Consider the following 16,960-nt stretch of genomic DNA (forward strand, 5'->3'; position numbering starts at 1 on the left):
CGACGCCCGATCCGGTCAGGTGTCGAAGGGCCAGGCGAAGCCGAGTTCCTCGGCCCGCTCGCGGGTGCCGCCGCTGACCCGGCCGTAGCGCTTCGGGTCCTCCTCGGCCAGCCGGCGCAGGGCTGCCGCGGCCTGCTCCTCCGGTGGCGCGCCGTCGTCCGCGACAGCCCACTGGAACACCAGGGGGTCCCCTTCCGGGCGCCCGGCGGCGAGGCCCGGCTGGTACAGAAAGTTCACCTTGACGGTGTCCGGGTCGTCGAAGCCCGTGCCGACCCAGCCCCGGCGCGCGTCCCACCGGGCGAGCAGTTCCGGACGTGCCGTCAGCCCGGCCTTGACCAGCCGGGCCGTCCTGCGAGCCCGCCAGGACCAGTCGCCGTCGGTCTCCGCCCGGATGATCTCGGCGTCGTAGGCGGCCGCGTCGAAGCGGAGGGCGGGGACCGCGGGCGCGGGCCCACGGCTGCCCGGGAGGGTCGGACGCCGCCAGTCCTCCCACACCACCTCGTCGCCGTCACGGCGGACGGTGACGTGCAGCGCGCCGCAGCACCCCTCCGTGCACCAGGCCTCCGCGAGCTGCACCCGGCGAGGCTCGGAGTCCGCCCGCAGCATCCCCTCGTCCAGCAGGATCTCCGGACCGTGCGCCGGACCGAACGGGAACAGCGCCGGGACGAGCGGCCGTCCGTCCACGAGGATGCGGGTCTCCAGGCACGCCCGGTCGCCCTCCGGGTCGCCGGCCACGATCTCGATGCGCAGCCCGCCGCCGGCCGGGGCAGCACCGGTGAACGGCCGCCGTCCGGTACGCCGGATCCAGCCGGCCCGCCGCCGCCAGGCAGCAGCGGTGTCCGGATCCACGCCGGCCGCAACGGCCCGGGCGGCCTCAGGAGACCCGCCGGCTGGATCGGACGTGCTGCCGGGGTCCGTCACGGCGGTCCACGCCGGTCGGGCCAGCAGCCGGCCGAGGGCTGCCAGCAGGCCTTCGCGGCGGCCGGGCGGCCAGTCCAGCAGCACTCCGGTCCCGCTGCTCAGGCTCAGCGCGAGCGAAAGCAGCATGGCGTGGTGGTCGAGGGTCGGGGTCAGCAGACCGGCCCGGCCGACGACGGTCTCGTACACGCCCGGCGCGTCCCGGTAGTCGAGGAGTTCGCCCGGCGCGTCGCCCGCGCACGCGATCCGCACGAGCAGCAGACCCGCCCGGGCGAGCAACTCCGGGTCTGCGGGATGCGCGGCGAGCAGGTCGGGCAGCCGGGCGGCCTCCGCGACGCGCCGGGCGGTCCCGGCGCCGAGGAAGCGCGGACCGGCGGGGAAGGCCGTCAGCTCCCGGCGGACGGCCGCGTCGTCCGCCGCCGACGCAGATGCCGATGCCGATGCCGATGCCGATGCCGTCGCCAACGCCTGCACCAGCGGCCGGAGTTCGGGGCGGCCGACCGACGACAGCAGGCTGACAACGGCGCCGGCCCGGCGGTCGAGGACGTCCAGAGCCTGTATTGCCGCGCCGGTGAGGGAACGCACCAGACCGAGCACGAAGACGTGCGGGACGTCCTCGGGTTCGCCCACGCGGGCGAGCAGGGCGAGGCCGACGGTGACGGCGGGGACGGTGGTGCCGGTCCTGGTCAGCTGCCGGGCCAGCGAGCGGGCCGCCGGGCGCTGCTCGGCCGGCAGCGGCAGCGCGGCGACGGCGTACAGGACCGCCCTGCGGTGGCAGGCCCGGACGCCGAGTTCGGCGAACCGGCGGTGCAGGTCGGCCGCGTCCGCCGGCAGCGGGTCCAGTGCTCCCGGGACGACGACCGCCGCCTCCTTGTGGGACAGCGCGGACTCCCCCGCACCGGCTTCGGCCGGGGAGCCGGGGAGGTCGAAACCGCGGCCCGGCGGGAGGCCCTCAGGGGACTGTCGCCGCAGGCCCAGCGCCTGTTCGTACAGCGCGGGCGGGAGATCGTCCGGGGCGCTCACCGGGCGGTGGGGAACTCGATTCCGTAGGTCATGCGCACCAGCCTGCCCGCCGGGTTCTCGGCCTGTCGACGGATTTTCCGGACTGCGTCCCGCCGCCCTGCGGACCGGACGCACAGCGAGGGCGCCGGTCCCGCCGTGCACGGCCTGTGCGTACGTGCGGTGGGACCGGCGCCCTCGATGAGCGTGCCGAGAACGGGAGACTAGGCCTGGCCGGCCTCGGCCTTCCCCCGGACGGAGATGTTGGAGCTGGTGTCGTCGCCCCGGTCCTTCGACTTGTCCAGGACCCACACCAGTCCGGCGATCAGCGCGAACAGTGCGAGAGGGGCCACGACGTAGAGACCCAGCGTCTCGACGACGCTGAGACCCGGGCCGGGGTCGTCGCCGTCGTCGCGGGTCACCGCGAGCGCGGGGGACGACATGAGCAGCATCATCAGCGTCGTACCGGCAGCCAGGGCGCCGGCGCGCAGGGCGTTCTTCTTGTCCACGGTGCCCAAGTTAGCGAACGGCGTCGGGGCCCGCGCGTCCGGGGTGCCGTCCGAGGCGCGGGACGGCCCTCACGCGCCCTCCCGGGCGCCGCCGGACGGTTCGCCCCGCACGCCGCCCGACGGTTCGTCCCGCACGTCGCCGTACGGCTGGTCCACCGTGTCGCCGGGCGGCTCGCCGCCCGTGTCGACGGCCGCAGCTTCCTGGTCCCGCTCGCGCAGGACGTCCATCAGCGCGTGCAGTCTCGGCGAGGCCGCCAGTTGCTCCAGCGTGACCGGGCGGCCCTCGGCGTCCGCGATCGGCAGCCGCCAGTTCGGGTACTGGTCCCAGGTGCCGGGAAGGTTCTGCGGGCGGCGGTCGCCGACGCCGTCCGGCAGCCAGACGCCGATCATGCGGGCCGGGCTGCGCACCAGGAAGCGGTGGACGGCCTGGATCTCGGCCTCCTCCGAGGAGGCGTCGCCGCCGCCTCCGGTGCCGGCCAGGAGTCCGAGACGGCTCAGCTCGGCCAGCCATTCCGCGGTGTCGTTGGCGGCCGCGGTGCGCTCCTCCTCCAACGGGCGGGTCAGCAGGCCCAGCCGGTCGCGGAGTTCGACGTGCTCGCCGGTGAGCCGGGCTGCCGTGGACGGCAGGTCGTGGGTGGTCGCGGTGGCCAGGCAGTCGGCCCGCCAGCGGTCGGGGGAGAGCGGACGTCCGTCGCCCTCCCAGTCCCGTTCGAACCACAGGACGGACGTGCCGAGCACCCCGCGCTCGCGCAGCGCCTCCCGCACGCCCGGCTCGACCGTGCCGAGGTCCTCGCCGATCACCGCCGCGCCGGCCCGTGACGCCTCCAGCACGAGGACGGCGAGCATGGCGTCGGCGTCGTAGCGGACATAGGCGCCCTCGGTCGGCAGCTCGCCCTGCGGGACCCACCACAGGCGGAACAGGCCCATGACGTGGTCGATGCGCAGCGCGCCCGCGTAGCGGAACAGGGCCCGCAGCAGCCGTCGGTAGGGGGCGTAGCCGGAGGCGGCCAGCCGGTCGGGGCGCCAGGGCGGCAGGCCCCAGTCCTGGCCGCGGGCGTTGAAGGCGTCCGGCGGGGCGCCGACCGACATCCCGGCGGCGAAGTACTCCTGCTGCGCCCAGGCGTCGGCGCCCTCGGGGTGCACGCCGACCGCCAGGTCGTGCACGATCCCGACGGGCATGCCCGCCTCCCGCGCGGCGCGCTGGGCGGCGGTGAGCTGCTCGTCGGTGAGCCAGGCGAGCCGCGAGTGGAAGTCGACGCGGTCCATCAGCTCGCCCCGCGCGCGGGCGGTCTCGGCCGAGCGGGGATCGCGCAGTCCGGACGGCCACTGCCGCCACTGCGAGCCGTGCACCTCGGCGAGGGCGCACCAGGTGGCGTGGTCCTCCAGTGCCCGGCCCTGCTCGGCGAGGAAGTCGCAGTAGGCGGCGCGCCGGCCGGGGCCGAGCGGCACGCGGGCGACGAGTTCCAGAGCCTCCCGCTTGAGCTGCCACACCGCGTCCCGGTCGATCAGCCCGCCCTTGTCCAGGACGGCCTCGCGCAGTCGGCCGGCCCGCTCGAGCAGGGCGGCGCGCAGGGCGTCGTCCGGGACGTACGCGTATTCGGGGACGTCCTCGACGCGCAGGTGCACCGGATCGGGGAAGAGGCGGGAGGAGGGCCGGTAGGGGGAGGGATCGGTCGGGGAGCCGGGCACGGCCGCGTGCAGGGGGTTGACCTGCACGAATCCGGCGCCGAGTGTCCGTCCCGCCCAGCCGGTGAGTTCGCAGAGGTCGCCCAGGTCGCCCATGCCCCAGGAGCGGCGCGAGAGCAGCGAGTACAGCTGGACGAGGAGCCCGTACGACCGCCCCGCGGGCGTGGGCAGGCGGGCCGGTGCGACGACGAGGTGGGCGCAGCCCGTCCGCCCGTCCGGTGCGGTGGCCGTCAACCGGTGCACCCCCGGCGGAAGTTCTCCGACACCCTCCCGGCTCTCGCCGTGCTCGGTCTCGACGTGCAGCCGACTGCCCTCGGGGAGGGCCGCGAGCGCCTCGGGCGGGCTGCCGCTCCAGCACACCACGGTCGGCGGCAGGAGTCGCTCGCGCAGCTCCGCCTCCCGGGCGGCGAGCGCGGCGCGCACGGTCTGCGGCGCGCTCGCGTCGACGCCGAGGGCGGCCAGGACGCGGGTCACGGCGGCGGCGGATGCCGTGACCGTGCGGTCGGCGGAGGGCTGGTAGGAGGTGGCCACGCCGTGCAGCGCTGCGAGCCGGGCGAGCTCTTCCCCGGGGGGTGCGGTCATCTACGGCCTCGTGGAGTCGGAGTCCGCGGCGGCGAGCGGCGGCTCGCTGGTCAGGGGCTCGGCGTCGGGCAGAGGGGGTTCGCTGGTCAGCGGGGGTTCGGCGCAGGTTCCTTCGGCGCTGAAGGCGCACAGGCGGACGTCTTCGGTGGCGGCGGAGAGCTCCGCCGGGCGTTTGGACCGGGGCGGCGCGATCACGGTGGCCTCCTCATCGGATACGACATCGGTTACCGCAGCCCTACCCAGCGAACGCCGGGCCAGACGTCCCGCTGTCGCGCGCACTGCGTCACACGCTGCCACGGGACGCGGTGCGGGGGCGCCGTATGCCGACGGACACGCCGGGTCCGGGCGCCCACCCGCGGGGGCCCGGAGGGGGCACGGCGTCCCGCCCCGTGTCGTCCCGTCTCCCGTCCCCTGTCGCCCGTCTCCCGTCCCTGTCGCCCCGCACCCGGTGGCCCCGTCCCGCCCCTGGTCGTGCGTGTCTTCCCGTGTCGTGCTGTGCCGTGTCGTGAACCGAAGGGCTCGCTCGGAGCGATAGAAGGGGTGTGAAACTGTTCCGCCCCGTGAGGGGGCACCGGGAGGACGACTCGGACGCGGCGCTGCTGCGGGCCGTGGCGGGCGGGGACTCTGCGGCGCTGGCCACGCTGTACGACCGGCATGCCGGGTGGCTGCACGTGCGGCTGACCCGGCGCTGTGCCGACGCCGAGGTGGTGCGGGAGGTGCTGCAGGACACCTTCGTGACCGTGTGGCGGTCGGCGGCCGGGCACCGCGGCGGGGAGGCCGGGGGGTGGCTGTGGACCATCGCCGCCCGGCGGCTCGTCGACGCGCGGCGGGCGCAGGAGCGGGCCTCACGGCTCGAGACGACGCCCTTGGACGCCGACTCCCTCGAGGCGCCCTCCACCGAGGAACGGGTGCTCGCCGGGCTGGAGTTCGGTGACGTGGGCACCGCACTGGACCGGATCTCGCCCGAGTCGCGCGAGGTGCTGCGCGCCACCGTCGTCGACGGACTGACCACCCGGGAGGCGGCCGGTCTGCTGGGCATACCCGAAGGCACCGTCAAGAGCCGCGCCATGCGCGCCCGCGCCGAACTCCGCACGGTTCTCGCGCACTTGCACCCGTCGGCGCAGGCGGATCCGACAATGCGGACGAGTCGCACCGCCCAGCCGGGCCCGGCTCCGCGACCGGGCCCGGCAGCGCAGGCGAACCCGGCTCCCCGACCGGGCCGGACCCTCGGTCCGGGGCCCGGCCCGTCGGCTTTCCCGCGCCCCGGTCCGGGTCCCGGTCCCCGTCCCGGTCCTGGCCCCGGTCCTGGCTCGGGTTCCGGTCTGCGTCTTGGTCCGACTTCTCATCCGACTCCGGCGGGAGGCTCCGCATGAGCGCACATCCGTGGCACGTGTCCGACGACCTGGCCGTCCGTTACGCCGACGACGCCCTCCCGGAGCCCGAGGCCGGGCCCCTGGAGAAGCACCTGGAGCGGTGCGGAGCGTGCGCGGCGCGCGTCTCGGCCGCGGTGCGGGCGACTCCCGCGGCGGCGGCCGTCCTGGCGGACGTGCGGGCAGCGGTGCTGGAGGAGACCCGGACCGAAGTTCCGGTTCCGGTTCTGGTTCCGGCTCCGACCGCGGCCCCCGCTCCCGCCCCCGTGCCGGCTGCTGCGGCGGCGGCCCCGCCACCCCCTCGCCTCCGTCTGCGGTCGTCGTTCCTCACCCGCGCCCTGTGGGCCGCCGGTCCCGCCGTGCGCGGAGCCTGGTCACCGGCCGTGCTGCTGGTCGCGTCGGGGGCGGTGGGCCTGGCGCAGGGCGCCGGGGTCGACGGGGTACGGCCCCTGCTGCTGGCGCTCGCGCCCGTGGTGCCCGTCGCCGGGGTCGCCCTCTCCTACGGGGCGCACGCCGACCCGCTGCACGAGATCGCGGCGGCGACGCCCTCCGGGGGCCTGCGGCTGATGCTGACCCGGACGGCCGCCGTCCTCGCCGTCAGCCTGCCGCTGCTCACCCTCGCCGGACTGCTGCTGCCCGCGTCCGCGGCGCCGGGCGCGGCAACCTGGCTGCTGCCGGGCCTCGCCCTGACCCTGGCCACGCTGGCACTGGCCGGCTGGGTCGGCTGCCGGGCCGCCGCGGCGGTGACCGGCGGGGGCTGGCTGGGCGTGGTGCTCGTCCCGGCGCTGACCGCCTCCGGCGGGCCCGCGCTCACCGGGCTGACCGAGCAGCTCGACCGCTGTCTGAACGGCCCCCTCGCACAGGGCGCCTGGGGCGCGGCAGCCGTGCTGTGCGCCGCGCTGCTCGCCGCCCGCCGGGCCGCCTACGACCACCTGTCGGCCGGGCGATGAGCCCAGGTCCGCACCCCCGCTCTGCCGTGACCGGGGAAACCCCGCCGCGCGGTGGCGCGAGAAGTGGAGAAGACGTGAGCACGATACGAGTGAGCGGACTGCGCGTCCGGCACCGCGGAACCGTCGCCCTGGACGGCGTCGACCTCGGTCTCGGCGTGGGCGTGCACGGACTGCTCGGCCCGAACGGCGCCGGGAAGACCTCGCTGATCCGGGTGCTGGCGACGGTGGCGCGGCCGTCGGCCGGGCGGGTGGAGATCCTCGGCGAGGACGTCGGGGATCCCGCGAGGCGTGGCGCCGTCCGGTCCCGCCTCGGCTATCTGCCGCAGGAGTTCGGCTACTACCCGGGCTTCACCGTGCGCGAGTTCGTCGCGTATGTGGCCTGGTTGAAGGACATGCCCGCGGCGCAGGTGCCGGCCGCCGTCGAACGCGCCGTCGGCCGGGTCGGTCTGACCGACCGCGCCGACGCGAAGGTGAAGTCGCTGTCCGGCGGCATGATCCGCCGGGTCGGCATCGCGCAGGCCATCGTCAACGAACCCGACGTCCTGCTCCTCGACGAACCGACGGCCGGGCTCGACCCCGAGCAGCGGCTCGAGTTCCGCGGGCTGCTGCGCGATCTGGGCGCCCGCGCCACCGTCGTCGTCTCCACACATCTGGTGGAGGACGTGGCGGCGGCCTGCACGGAGGTCACGTTGCTGGAGGCGGGCCGGGTCGCCTACCGGGGCACCCCGGCGTCCCTGGCCGGCCTGGGCGAGGGGACCGGCGGCGCCGGCGACAACCCGACCGAGCGCGGTTACACCGCCGCCCTGCGCGCCCACCGGGCCGAGTCCGCGCCCGGTTCCGGGACCGGGACGGCCTCCCCGGTCACGGGCCGGACCCCGACCCATGAGGAGCAGACGCGATGACGGTCCTGGCAGAACGGACGGACGCCCCGCGGTCCGGGCGGGCGGCCGCGCATCCGTTGCGCGCCGAGGCGACCCGCGGCTTCGCCCCCTGGGCGGGCGTCGCGGCCTTCCTGACGCCCGCCGCGCTGCTGGCCGCCACGGCGGACCGCTGGCAGGGCGGCTGGGCCGAGACCCGCACCGAACTGCACGGCATGCTGCTCGTGCTGGTGCCGCTCGCGGCGGCCGCGGGCTGTCTGCAGGGCGGGCGGGAGCGGCGGCGCGGCACGGAGGAGCTGTGGCGGACGGCCGTCCGCGGGCCGCTCGCCCGGCTGCTCGCCGCCGCGCTGCCGGTCGCGCTGTGGACGGCGGCGGGATATCTGCTCGCCGCGGCCGGCGCGCTGCTCGCGACCTGGCCGTACGCCCGGGGCGACAGCCCGTACGGGAACCTGCTGCCGACGGACGCGCTGGTGCTCGTCGCCGCGGCGGTGACGGGGCATGTCCTGGGGCGGCTCGTCGCCTGGCGGCCGCTGGCGCCGCTGCTCGCGGTGGGCGGGTACGTCGGTCTGGCGCTGTCGGGCGAGGCGGACGCCGGCCCGGTCCGCCACCTCGACCCGGCGATGCCCGTCGGGGAGGGCCTGACGCCGGTGCCGTGGCAGCCGTGGGCGGTGGCCGCGTGGGCAGCCGGTCTGGCGGCGGCCGCGGTGCTGGCGTACGCGGCCCGGCGCCGGTCCACGGCGCTGCTGCCGCTGGCGGCGGCGACGGCGGCCGGGGCGCTGCTGGTGACGACCGGAAACGGCCTCTGGCAGCCGAACCCGGCCGATCGGGGCCGGGTCTGCGACACGTCGACGACCCCGCAGGTATGCGTGAACGCGCGCTACGGCGGCATGTTGCCGCAGGTCAAGGCGGCTCTGGCACGGACGACCGGCCGGCTTTCCGGAGTGCGGGGCCTGCCGGTGCGGTTCGTCGAGACGCCGGGTGCGACGGCCCGCGGCGAGAGCCGGCTGCCGATGCTGGCGCCACTCGGCTGGACGGTGGTGCGGGGGCGGCTCACCGATCCCGGGCAGTACGCGTGGGAGACCGTGACGATGCTCCAGAACCGTGCGGGCTGCGGCACGCAGGACGCCCGGACGCGCATCGCGGACGACGCCGTGTCGGCCTACCTGGCGCCGAGCCCCGCACAGGACTACTTCGACGACCGGGACGCGACGGGCGACGCCGCGGCGCGCGCCTCGCTGAAGCAGCGGCAGGCAGCCCGTGCCCGGCTGGCGTCGATGGACGCGCGGGAACGCCGGGACTGGCTGTCGGCGTACTTCGCGACGGCCGGCGACTGCGACACGAGGGGGGTGCCGGCCCTGTGAACACCGGCCTCCTGAACGACGCACCCGCGCAGGACGGCCCCGTGCCCGCCGGCCCTGTCGGAGCCCGCCCTCTTCCCCTGTCGGGGGTGCGGCTGTACGCCCGCTCGCGGGGGCTGCGACTGACGCTCGTCTCGCTGGCCGGGACAGCGGCGTTCGCCCTCTGGACGTCTTTCACGGGTGACGGCGCCCCGCCGGAACCGGGGTGGGCGTCGCCGGTCGTCGCGCTGCTTCCGTCGCTGGCCGCCGTGGCGATCGGGGCGAGCCTGCACGCCCCGTCCGACGAACTGGACCGGACGGCGGTACGGGCCTGGTGGTCCCGGCGGCTGGTCCACCTGCTGGCCCTGACGGTGGTCGCGGGCGTGCTGCTGCTGATAACGGTCCGGGGCGACGGTCTCGGCTTCGGCCCCGCGGCGGTGATCCGCAACCTGCTGGGCGGCGTCGGCCTCACGGCTGCCGGGGCCGCGCTGCTCGGAGCCCGGCTGAGCTGGCTGCCCGCCTCCTGTCACGTCGGCGTGGCGTTCCTCGCCGCGGACTCCGCGCACGGACGGGCGGTCGCTGCGTGGGCGTGGCCGACGCCGCCGGGACAGTCGGCGGCGGCATGGTGGGCGGCCGGCACGGCGTTCGTCCTGGGCGCGGGGCTGTACGCGGTGCGGGGAGCGCGGCCGGAGGGCCCGAGCGCCTGAACTGCCACCGGCCCGGCCTTCGGCGAGCGCCCCGGACCACGGCGACGCCGGGTGGCGGCCGCGACGCAGGGAGCCGGCCGCTGCCCCGCGGACGCGACACCGTCGCGCGCGGGCCACGCGGCCTCGTCGGGCAGGCCCGGAGCCACCGCGGGGCGGGCGCCCCGGACCTCGGCGCGCCCCCCTTCGCACCGCTTCGTCCGCCGCACGCCCGGCGACTCTCGGCCGTTCCGCCCCGCCCGGCGACCCGCGGACCCGTCGAGGTGCCGCCCGGGCGGCGCCGGACGGAACGGAAGGAGCTAGGCGGAGATGCCGTCGATCCTGGCCAGGGCGTCGTCCGCGCCGTACGGCTGCAGGTACGGCAGCCAGCGAGGATCCCGGTGGCCGGTGCCGATGATGCGCCAGGCGAGTCCGGAGGGCGGGGCGGGCTTGTGGCGCAGTCGCCAGCCGATCTCGACGAGGTGCCGGTCGGCCTTGGTGTGGTTGCAGCGGCGGCAGGACGCCACGACGTTGTCCCACACGTGCTTGCCCCCGCGACTGCGCGGGACGACGTGGTCGACGCTGGTTGCGACGCCACCGCAGTACATGCACCGGCCCCCGTCCCGGGCGAACAGCGCCCGACGGGTCAGCGGGACGGGCCCACGGTAGGGAACCCGGACGAATCGCTTGAGCCGGACCACGCTGGGTGCGGGGACTGTGACGGTCGCGCTGTGCAGGAAGGCGCCGGATTCCTCGAGGGAGACCGCTTTGTTCTCCAGGACGAGGACGAGCGCGCGGCGGAGCGGTACGACGCCGAGTGGTTCGTACGACGCGTTGAGGACCAGGACGTGCGGCACGGATGCCTCCTTGGGCGTCGGCGGCGCGTGGCTCGCGCCGGGACGATCTGTGGTCAGTGTCCCCTCTCGCCCGCTGACCGCGCCACCATGTCCCGGTAACGGGCTGGGAGTGTTTTCGACCACACCCCTGCTGTCTCCCCGGGATCATGGCCTGTTCAAGCGCAGGTGAGGACCGCCTCTCCTTCACCGATCGCGCAGGACCACTCACAATGCCCCGTTAGTGTGGTGGTTCTGTCTGTCCGGTGACCTTTCCGTGACCTCGCTGAGCGCGTCACCCTCGACCGCCGTACCGGATGGAGCAGTGCAGCACCTGGAGGTACCTGCCGTGTCCTTGCCCGCCGTCCTACTGGCCGCCGACGCCTCGCCGACGCCGACTCCCTCGGAGTCGCCGTCGGCGGTGACGGTCCCGTCGCTCCAGGACGCCCAGGAGAGCGCGACGAACGCGGCCAGCTGGGTCGAGCAGAACTGGTCGACGTGGCTGGCGATCGGTCTGCGGGTGCTGCTGATCCTGGTGATCGCCGTGGTGCTGAGAGTGGTGGTGCAGCGGGCGATCACCAAGCTGATCGACCGGATGAACCGCACCGTCGCCTCGGTCGACGGCACGGCGCTGGGCGGGCTGCTGGTCAACAACGAGCGGCGGCGCCAGCGCTCGCAGGCGATCGGCTCGGTGCTGCGCTCGGTGGCGAGCTTCCTGATCCTCGGCACGGCCGCGCTGATGGTGCTGGGCACCTTCGAGATCAACCTGGCCCCGCTGCTGGCCTCGGCCGGAGTCGCGGGTGTCGCCATCGGTTTCGGCGCGCGCAACCTGGTCACCGACTTCCTCTCCGGCGTGTTCATGATCCTCGAGGACCAGTACGGCGTCGGCGACCAGATCGACGCGGGCGTGGCCTCCGGCGAGGTCATCGAGGTGGGTCTGCGGGTGACCAAGCTGCGCGGCGACAACGGGGAGATCTGGTACGTCCGCAACGGCGAGGTCAAGCGGATCGGCAACCTCTCGCAGGGCTGGGCGACGGCCGGCGTCGACGTGACCGTCAAGGCCTCCGAGGAGCTCGACCGGGTGAAGGCCACCCTGGACGAGGTCGCCGAGAAGATGAGCAAGGAAGAGCCCTGGAACGAGCTTCTGTGGAGCCCGATCGAGGTCCTCGGCCTGGACAGCGTCCTGCTCGACTCGATGGTGGTCCGCGTCTCCGCGAAGACGATGCCGGGCAAGTCCCTGGCGGTCGAGCGGGAGCTGCGCTGGCGGGTCAAGCGCGCCTTCGACGCGGCCGACATCCGCATCGTGGGCGGCGCGACCGCCCCCGCGACGGAGGACCCGGCGGACCCCTCGGCGGCGGTCGCGGCGCCCTCGGCGTTCTCCAACGCGGACTCCCCGCAGTCGGCGGCGGCGACGCCGATCACCCAGCCCCGCGCGGGGACGGGCACCCCCTCGCCGCGATAGGAACGGTGCAGCACACGCGTTCGCGGTTCGGCGCTCCCGGGTAACGACTCCGTTGCCCCGGGAGCGTTTGCCGTTTCGGCCCTTGACGTCCCCTTCTCGGCGGGTCTACGTTCCTGCCAGTCGATAGGAAACTTTCCTAACAGTGACCGGATGTGGACGTGCGTCCGGCGGACTTGAGAAGCTGGGCAGTTCAGAGAGGCAGGTGTCGATCCCATGGCAGGAACCGCCGGAACGCCGGGCACCCCGCGCGTCCTGCGCGCCATGAACGACCGCGCCGCGCTCGACCTCCTGTTGGCGCACGGCCCGCTGTCGCGCACCCGCATCGGCAAGCTCACCGGCCTGTCGAAGCCGACCGCCTCACAGCTCCTGGCCCGCCTGGAGGCGGCGGGGCTGGTCCTCGCGACCGGCACCACCGCCGGGCGGCCCGGCCCCAACGCCCAGCTCTACGCGGTCAACCCGGCCGCCGCGTACGCCGCGGGGCTCGACGTCACCCCCGAACGCGTCCTCGCCTCCGTCGCCGACGTCACCGGCCGGACCGTGGGCGCGCACGAGGTGCCCACACCCGGCAGGAACACCGCCGGAGCCGTCGTACGGCAGGTCACCGACGCCCTCGACGGCGCCGTCAAGGCCGCCGGTCTCACCCGGGACGACGTGCGCCGGCTCGTCGTCGCCACCCCCGGCGCCTTCGATCCCACCACCGGTCGGCTGCGCTACGCCTCCCACCTGCCCGGCTGGCATTCCCCCGCGCTGCTCGACGACCTCGCCGCAGCCCTGCCGATGCCGGTCGAGTACGAGAACGACGTCAACCTCGCCGCCGTCGCCGAACAGCAGCTCGGCGCGGCCCGCGGCCACGAGGACTTCGTCCTGCTGTGGAACGAGGGAGGACTCGGCGCCGCCCTGGTCCTCGGCGGCCGGCTGCACCGCGGCTGGACCGGCGGCGCGGGCGAGGTCGGCTTCCTGCCGGTCCCGGGCGCGCCCCTGGTCCGTCAGGTGACCAAGGCCAACAGCGGCGGATACCAGGAGCTCGCGGGCTCGCAGGCCGTACCCCGGCTGGCCCGGGAGCTCGGCATCGACGACGTCCCCGAGGGGCCGTACGCCGAGGTCGCCGCCGCGCTCGTCCGGCGGGCCGCCGCCGAGGACACCGCCCTGCACCGACTGCTGCTGCAGACGTACGCGACCCGGCTCGCGACCGGTCTCGCCTCGCTGGTCTCCGTGCTCGACCCCGAACTCGTCGTCCTCAGCGGCGCCTCCCTGACGGCCGGCGGCGAGGTCCTGCGCGCCCTCGTCCAGGACGAACTGGAGGAGCTGGCGGCGTCCAGGCCGAAGCTGGTCATGGGCGACGTCACCGAACAGCCCGTGCTGCGCGGCGCGCTGGAGAGCGCGCTGGCCGCCGCCCGCGACGAGGTCTTCGACACCTCGCGCTGAGCCGCACCCCGCACCCCCCGGCCCCGCACCCCTCAGCCCCGCACCCGTAACCCGCGGCAGACCCCTCTTCTCTTCCGCCCCGTCGCCTCACTCCCTCCTGCCCCGCTGTCCCTGGAAGGCTCCGCCATGCCCACACGCATACCCACGGTCGTCCGAAAAGCGGCTTTCGCCCTCACCGCTTCCACCGCCCTGCTGCTCAGCACGACCGCCTGTACCGGCCAGTCCGCCTCCGACGCCGGCGACGACGCGTCGAAGGAGACGACCCTCACCTTCTGGCACGCCTGGAGCGCGCCGAACGAGGTGAAGGCCGTGCAGGCGCTGGTCGCCGGGTTCGAGAAGACGCACCCGAACATCCACGTGAAGGTCGTCGGCAACATGACCGACGACAAGATCAACCAGGCGCTGCGAGCCGGCGGCAGCACGGCGCCCGACGTGATCTCGTCCTTCACCACCAACAACGTCGGCAAGTTCTGCTCGTCGGGCGCCCTGGTCGACCTCGACCCCTTCTTCAAGAAGGCGAACATCGACCCGCAGACGACGTTCCCCAAGGCGATGAACGAGTACACCCAGTTCGAGGGCGACCGTTGCGCCGTCCCGCTGCTGGGCGACGCCTACGGCCTCTACTACAACCGGACGGCCTTCGAGAAGGCCGGCATCACGGCTCCCCCGAAGACCTGGTCCGAGTTCGAGTCCGACGCCAAGAAGCTGACGATCACCCAGGGCGCCACGTACAAGCAGCTCGGCTTCATGCCGAACTACCACGGCTGGGAGACGACCACCGAGCACTACATGGGGCAGTTCGGTCCGACGTACTTCGACGCGTCCGGCAAGTCGACCATCGGCGCCGACCCGGCCGTCGCGGCGGCCTTCACCACCCAGAAGAAGCTGGTCGACGAGCTCGGCGGGTTCAGGAAGCTGGAGACCTTCCGCGCCGGCCTCGGCGACGAGTGGGGCCCCAAGCACCCCTTCCACACCGGCCAGGTGGCCATGCAGCTGGACGGCGAGTGGCGCCTGGGCATGGCCCTGGAGGCCAAGCCGTCCTTCGAGATCGGCGTCGCCCCGCTGCCCGTCCCGGACGACCAGGCGGACCGGTACGGCAGGGGGTACATCACCGGAACCATCGCGGGCATCGCCGCCACCAGCAAGAAGCAGAACGCGGCCTGGGAGCTGGTGAAGTACATGACCACCGACACGGGCGCGGTCGTCGCCTTCTCCAACGCCATCCACAACGTGCCCTCCACCCTGGCCGCCCTGAAGTCCCCGGACCTGAAGTACGACCCGCGGTTCAAGACGTTCCTGGACATCGCGGCGAACCCGAACTCCACCACCTCCCCGGCCTCCGTCAACGGCGGCGTCTACCTGACGACCGTCCAGCAGCTCGGCTACGACTACGAGAGCGGCAAGGTCACCGACCTGACGGCCGGGCTGAAGAAGGCCGCCGCGCAGATCGACACGGACATCGCGCAGGCGAAGTGACGATGGCGACGACGACCCACACGCTGAGGGCGAAGCACCGGCGCTCGGCCCTGCGCACCCTCGCCTTCCTCTCGCCCTGGCTGATCGGCTTCGCGGTCTTCTTCGCGTACCCGATGATCTCGACGGTCTACTTCTCGTTCATGCACTACGACGGATTCCGGCCGCCGACCTGGAGCGGCACGAAGAACTGGACGTACGTCTTCGAGCACTACCCCTTCTTCTGGCCGGCGCTGCGCAACACCCTGTGGCTGGTCGTCGTCATGGTGACCCTGCGGGTGCTGTTCGGACTCGGCATCGGCATGCTGATCACGAAGATCAAGACCGGTACCGGGGTCTTCCGCACGCTGTTCTACCTGCCGTACCTGGCCCCGCCGGTGGCGGCGACCATGGCCTTCGCCTTCCTGCTCAACCCCGGCACCGGCCCCGTCGACTCGCTGCTGGAGGGCGTCGGCATCCCGGCGCCGGGCTGGTTCAACGACCCGGACTGGTCCAAGCCCGCCCTCACCCTGATGTTCCTGTGGGGGGTCGGCGACCTGATGGTCATCTTCATGGCCGCGCTGCTCGACGTGCCGAAGGAGCAGTACGAGGCGGCGGAGCTGGACGGCGCCTCGGCGTGGCAGCGGTTCCGGTTCGTCACCCTCCCCAACATCTCGCCGATCATCATGTTCGCGGCCGTCACCGGCGTGATCGCGGCGATGCAGTGCTACACCCAGCCCCTGGTCGCCGGAAAGGTCGCCTCGGGCGTGATCCAGGGGGCGGGCACCATGTTCGAGCCCGGCTACCCGGAGCACTCCACCCTCACGCTCCCCCAGCTCGTCTACAACCTCGGCTTCCAGCGCTTCGACTACGGCTCGGCGTGCGTCGTGGCCCTGGTCCTGTTCGCCCTGTCGATGGCGTTCACCGCGCTGCTGATGCGGCGCCGGGGCGGGCTCATCCAGGCAGGTGACTGACCCCTATGACGCAAGTACTGGACCGCCCGGCCGAGTTGACGGCCCCGTCCACGCCCGCCGAGCGCACCGCCCGCCGCAGGGCGCTGCTGGAATGGATCGCGGTGCACTCCCTCGGCGTCGCCGCCGCCCTCTTCTTCACCCTCCCCTTCGTGTTCGTGTTCCTGACCTCCCTGATGAGCGACTCGCAGGCGCTCAGCCGGGACCTGATCCCGCACACGTGGGAATGGGCCAACTACCGGAAGGTCTTCGACACCCCGGGATTCCTCGTCTGGTGGCGGAACACCCTGATCTACGCCGGCCTCGGGACCGTCCTCACCGTGGTGTCGTCGATCCCGGTCGCGTACGCGCTCGCCAAGTTCCGCTTCCGGGGCCGCAACCTGACGCTCATGCTGGTGATCTCCATGATGATGCTGCCCCCGCAGGTGGTCGTCATCCCGATGTACCTGTTCTGGGCCAAGCAGCTGGACCTGTCCGGCACCCTGTGGCCGTTGATCATCCCGCTGGCGTTCGGCGACGCCTTCTCGATCTTCCTGCTGCGCCAGTTCCTGCTGACCATCCCGGGCGAGTACCTGGACGCGGCGAAGGTGGACGGCTGCGGCGACCTGCGCACCCTGCTGAAGGTCGTCCTGCCGATGGCGAAGCCCGGCATCGCCGCCGTGGCCCTCTTCCAGTTCTTCGCCGCCTGGAACGACTACTTCGGCCCGCAGATCTACGCCTCCGAGAACCCGGACGCGTGGACCCTCTCCTACGCCCTGGAGTCCTTCAAGGGAGCGCACCACACCGACTGGAACCTCACCATGGCGGCCACCGTGCTCGTCATGGCCCCCGTGATCCTCGTGTTCTTCTTCGCCCAGAAGGCGTTCGTCGAAGGTGTCACCCTCACCGGAGTGAAGGGTTAACAA

At 74.0% G+C, this 16,960-nt stretch carries 14 protein-coding genes and 1 pseudogene; 10 read left to right on the forward strand and 5 right to left on the reverse strand.

What is annotated here, in order from left to right; genetic code table 11:
* Window positions 1-15 precede the first annotated feature (15 nt).
* The 4 genes from ACN6LD_RS19925 to ACN6LD_RS19940 all read right to left on the reverse strand — a co-directional run bounded on the left by ACN6LD_RS19925 (window position 16) and on the right by ACN6LD_RS19940 (window position 4,886).
* Window positions 16-1,941: a hypothetical protein gene (locus ACN6LD_RS19925; protein WP_445043878.1), complete on the reverse strand. Its 1,926-nt coding sequence runs from the start codon at window positions 1,939-1,941 to the stop codon at window positions 16-18.
* A gap of 200 nt (window positions 1,942-2,141) precedes the next feature.
* Entirely contained in the window at window positions 2,142-2,426 is a 285-nt protein-coding gene (locus tag ACN6LD_RS19930) for a hypothetical protein (RefSeq protein WP_319195927.1), read from the reverse strand.
* A 69-nt stretch (window positions 2,427-2,495) separates the two neighbouring features.
* A complete protein-coding gene (gene malQ / locus ACN6LD_RS19935) occupies window positions 2,496-4,694 on the reverse strand; it encodes a 4-alpha-glucanotransferase (RefSeq protein ID WP_445043879.1) in 2,199 nt (732 codons plus the stop codon).
* The gene (locus tag ACN6LD_RS19940) at window positions 4,695-4,886 is read right to left on the reverse strand and encodes a hypothetical protein (protein ID WP_057574850.1); all 192 of its coding nucleotides are present in this window, start codon (window positions 4,884-4,886) and stop codon (window positions 4,695-4,697) included.
* Between the two features lie 368 nt (window positions 4,887-5,254).
* Between ACN6LD_RS19940 and ACN6LD_RS19945 the strand changes: the two are divergent.
* The 5 genes and pseudogenes from ACN6LD_RS19945 to ACN6LD_RS19965 all read left to right on the forward strand — a co-directional run.
* Window positions 5,255-5,827: pseudogene (locus ACN6LD_RS19945) on the forward strand (RNA polymerase sigma factor); the annotation flags it as partial.
* Between the two features lie 236 nt (window positions 5,828-6,063).
* A complete protein-coding gene (locus ACN6LD_RS19950) occupies window positions 6,064-7,014 on the forward strand; it encodes a zf-HC2 domain-containing protein (protein WP_445043880.1) in 951 nt (316 codons plus the stop codon).
* 89 nt (window positions 7,015-7,103) lie between these two features.
* Complete coding sequence (locus tag ACN6LD_RS19955) at window positions 7,104-7,916, forward strand: ABC transporter ATP-binding protein (RefSeq protein WP_415925015.1); 813 nt, start codon at window positions 7,104-7,106, stop codon at window positions 7,914-7,916.
* A complete protein-coding gene (locus tag ACN6LD_RS19960; RefSeq protein WP_319197249.1) occupies window positions 7,913-9,253 on the forward strand; it encodes a hypothetical protein in 1,341 nt (446 codons plus the stop codon). The genes ACN6LD_RS19955 and ACN6LD_RS19960 overlap by 4 nt, the downstream gene beginning before the upstream one ends.
* Window positions 9,250-9,936 carry a hypothetical protein gene (locus ACN6LD_RS19965; protein WP_319197247.1) on the forward strand — a complete coding sequence of 229 codons (687 nt, stop codon included), beginning with the start codon at window positions 9,250-9,252 and terminating at the stop codon, window positions 9,934-9,936. Before ACN6LD_RS19960 ends, ACN6LD_RS19965 begins: the two co-directional genes overlap by 4 nt.
* Window positions 9,937-10,232: 296 nt before the next feature.
* On the opposite strand, the gene ACN6LD_RS19970 is transcribed toward ACN6LD_RS19965, so the two are convergent.
* Complete coding sequence (locus tag ACN6LD_RS19970) at window positions 10,233-10,769, reverse strand: HNH endonuclease (RefSeq protein WP_057574627.1); 537 nt, start codon at window positions 10,767-10,769, stop codon at window positions 10,233-10,235.
* 325 nt (window positions 10,770-11,094) lie between these two features.
* Here ACN6LD_RS19970 and ACN6LD_RS19975 point away from each other — a divergent pair, with 325 nt between their 5' ends.
* The 5 genes from ACN6LD_RS19975 (at window position 11,095) to ACN6LD_RS19995 (ending at window position 16,957) form a co-directional block, all read left to right on the forward strand.
* Window positions 11,095-12,207 (forward strand): mechanosensitive ion channel family protein, encoded by a 1,113-nt coding sequence (locus ACN6LD_RS19975; RefSeq protein WP_319197246.1) that lies wholly within the window; start codon window positions 11,095-11,097, stop codon window positions 12,205-12,207.
* Window positions 12,208-12,420: 213 nt separating this feature from the next.
* Window positions 12,421-13,632 carry an ROK family transcriptional regulator gene (locus ACN6LD_RS19980; protein WP_445043881.1) on the forward strand — a complete coding sequence of 404 codons (1,212 nt, stop codon included), beginning with the start codon at window positions 12,421-12,423 and terminating at the stop codon, window positions 13,630-13,632.
* A 126-nt stretch (window positions 13,633-13,758) separates the two neighbouring features.
* Window positions 13,759-15,108 carry an ABC transporter substrate-binding protein gene (locus ACN6LD_RS19985; RefSeq protein ID WP_319194950.1) on the forward strand — a complete coding sequence of 450 codons (1,350 nt, stop codon included), beginning with the start codon at window positions 13,759-13,761 and terminating at the stop codon, window positions 15,106-15,108.
* A gap of 2 nt (window positions 15,109-15,110) precedes the next feature.
* Window positions 15,111-16,058: a carbohydrate ABC transporter permease gene (locus ACN6LD_RS19990; protein ID WP_319194948.1), complete on the forward strand. Its 948-nt coding sequence runs from the start codon at window positions 15,111-15,113 to the stop codon at window positions 16,056-16,058.
* A gap of 5 nt (window positions 16,059-16,063) precedes the next feature.
* Entirely contained in the window at window positions 16,064-16,957 is an 894-nt protein-coding gene (locus ACN6LD_RS19995) for a carbohydrate ABC transporter permease (protein WP_319194946.1), read from the forward strand.
* Window positions 16,958-16,960: the final 3 nt, after the last annotated feature.

This window comes from Streptomyces sp. SAS_272, from assembly GCF_052543235.1.

Coding starts and splice junctions, on each gene's coding strand:
- malQ (WP_445043879.1), bottom strand. CDS start 4,694: ATGACCGCACCCCCCGGGGAAGAGCTCGCCCGGCTCGCAGCGCTGCAC.
- ACN6LD_RS19950 (WP_445043880.1), top strand. CDS start 6,064: ATGAGCGCACATCCGTGGCACGTGTCCGACGACCTGGCCGTCCGTTAC.
- ACN6LD_RS19960 (WP_319197249.1), top strand. CDS start 7,913: ATGACGGTCCTGGCAGAACGGACGGACGCCCCGCGGTCCGGGCGGGCG.
- ACN6LD_RS19980 (WP_445043881.1), top strand. CDS start 12,421: ATGGCAGGAACCGCCGGAACGCCGGGCACCCCGCGCGTCCTGCGCGCC.
- ACN6LD_RS19985 (WP_319194950.1), top strand. CDS start 13,759: ATGCCCACACGCATACCCACGGTCGTCCGAAAAGCGGCTTTCGCCCTC.
- ACN6LD_RS19990 (WP_319194948.1), top strand. CDS start 15,111: ATGGCGACGACGACCCACACGCTGAGGGCGAAGCACCGGCGCTCGGCC.
- ACN6LD_RS19995 (WP_319194946.1), top strand. CDS start 16,064: ATGACGCAAGTACTGGACCGCCCGGCCGAGTTGACGGCCCCGTCCACG.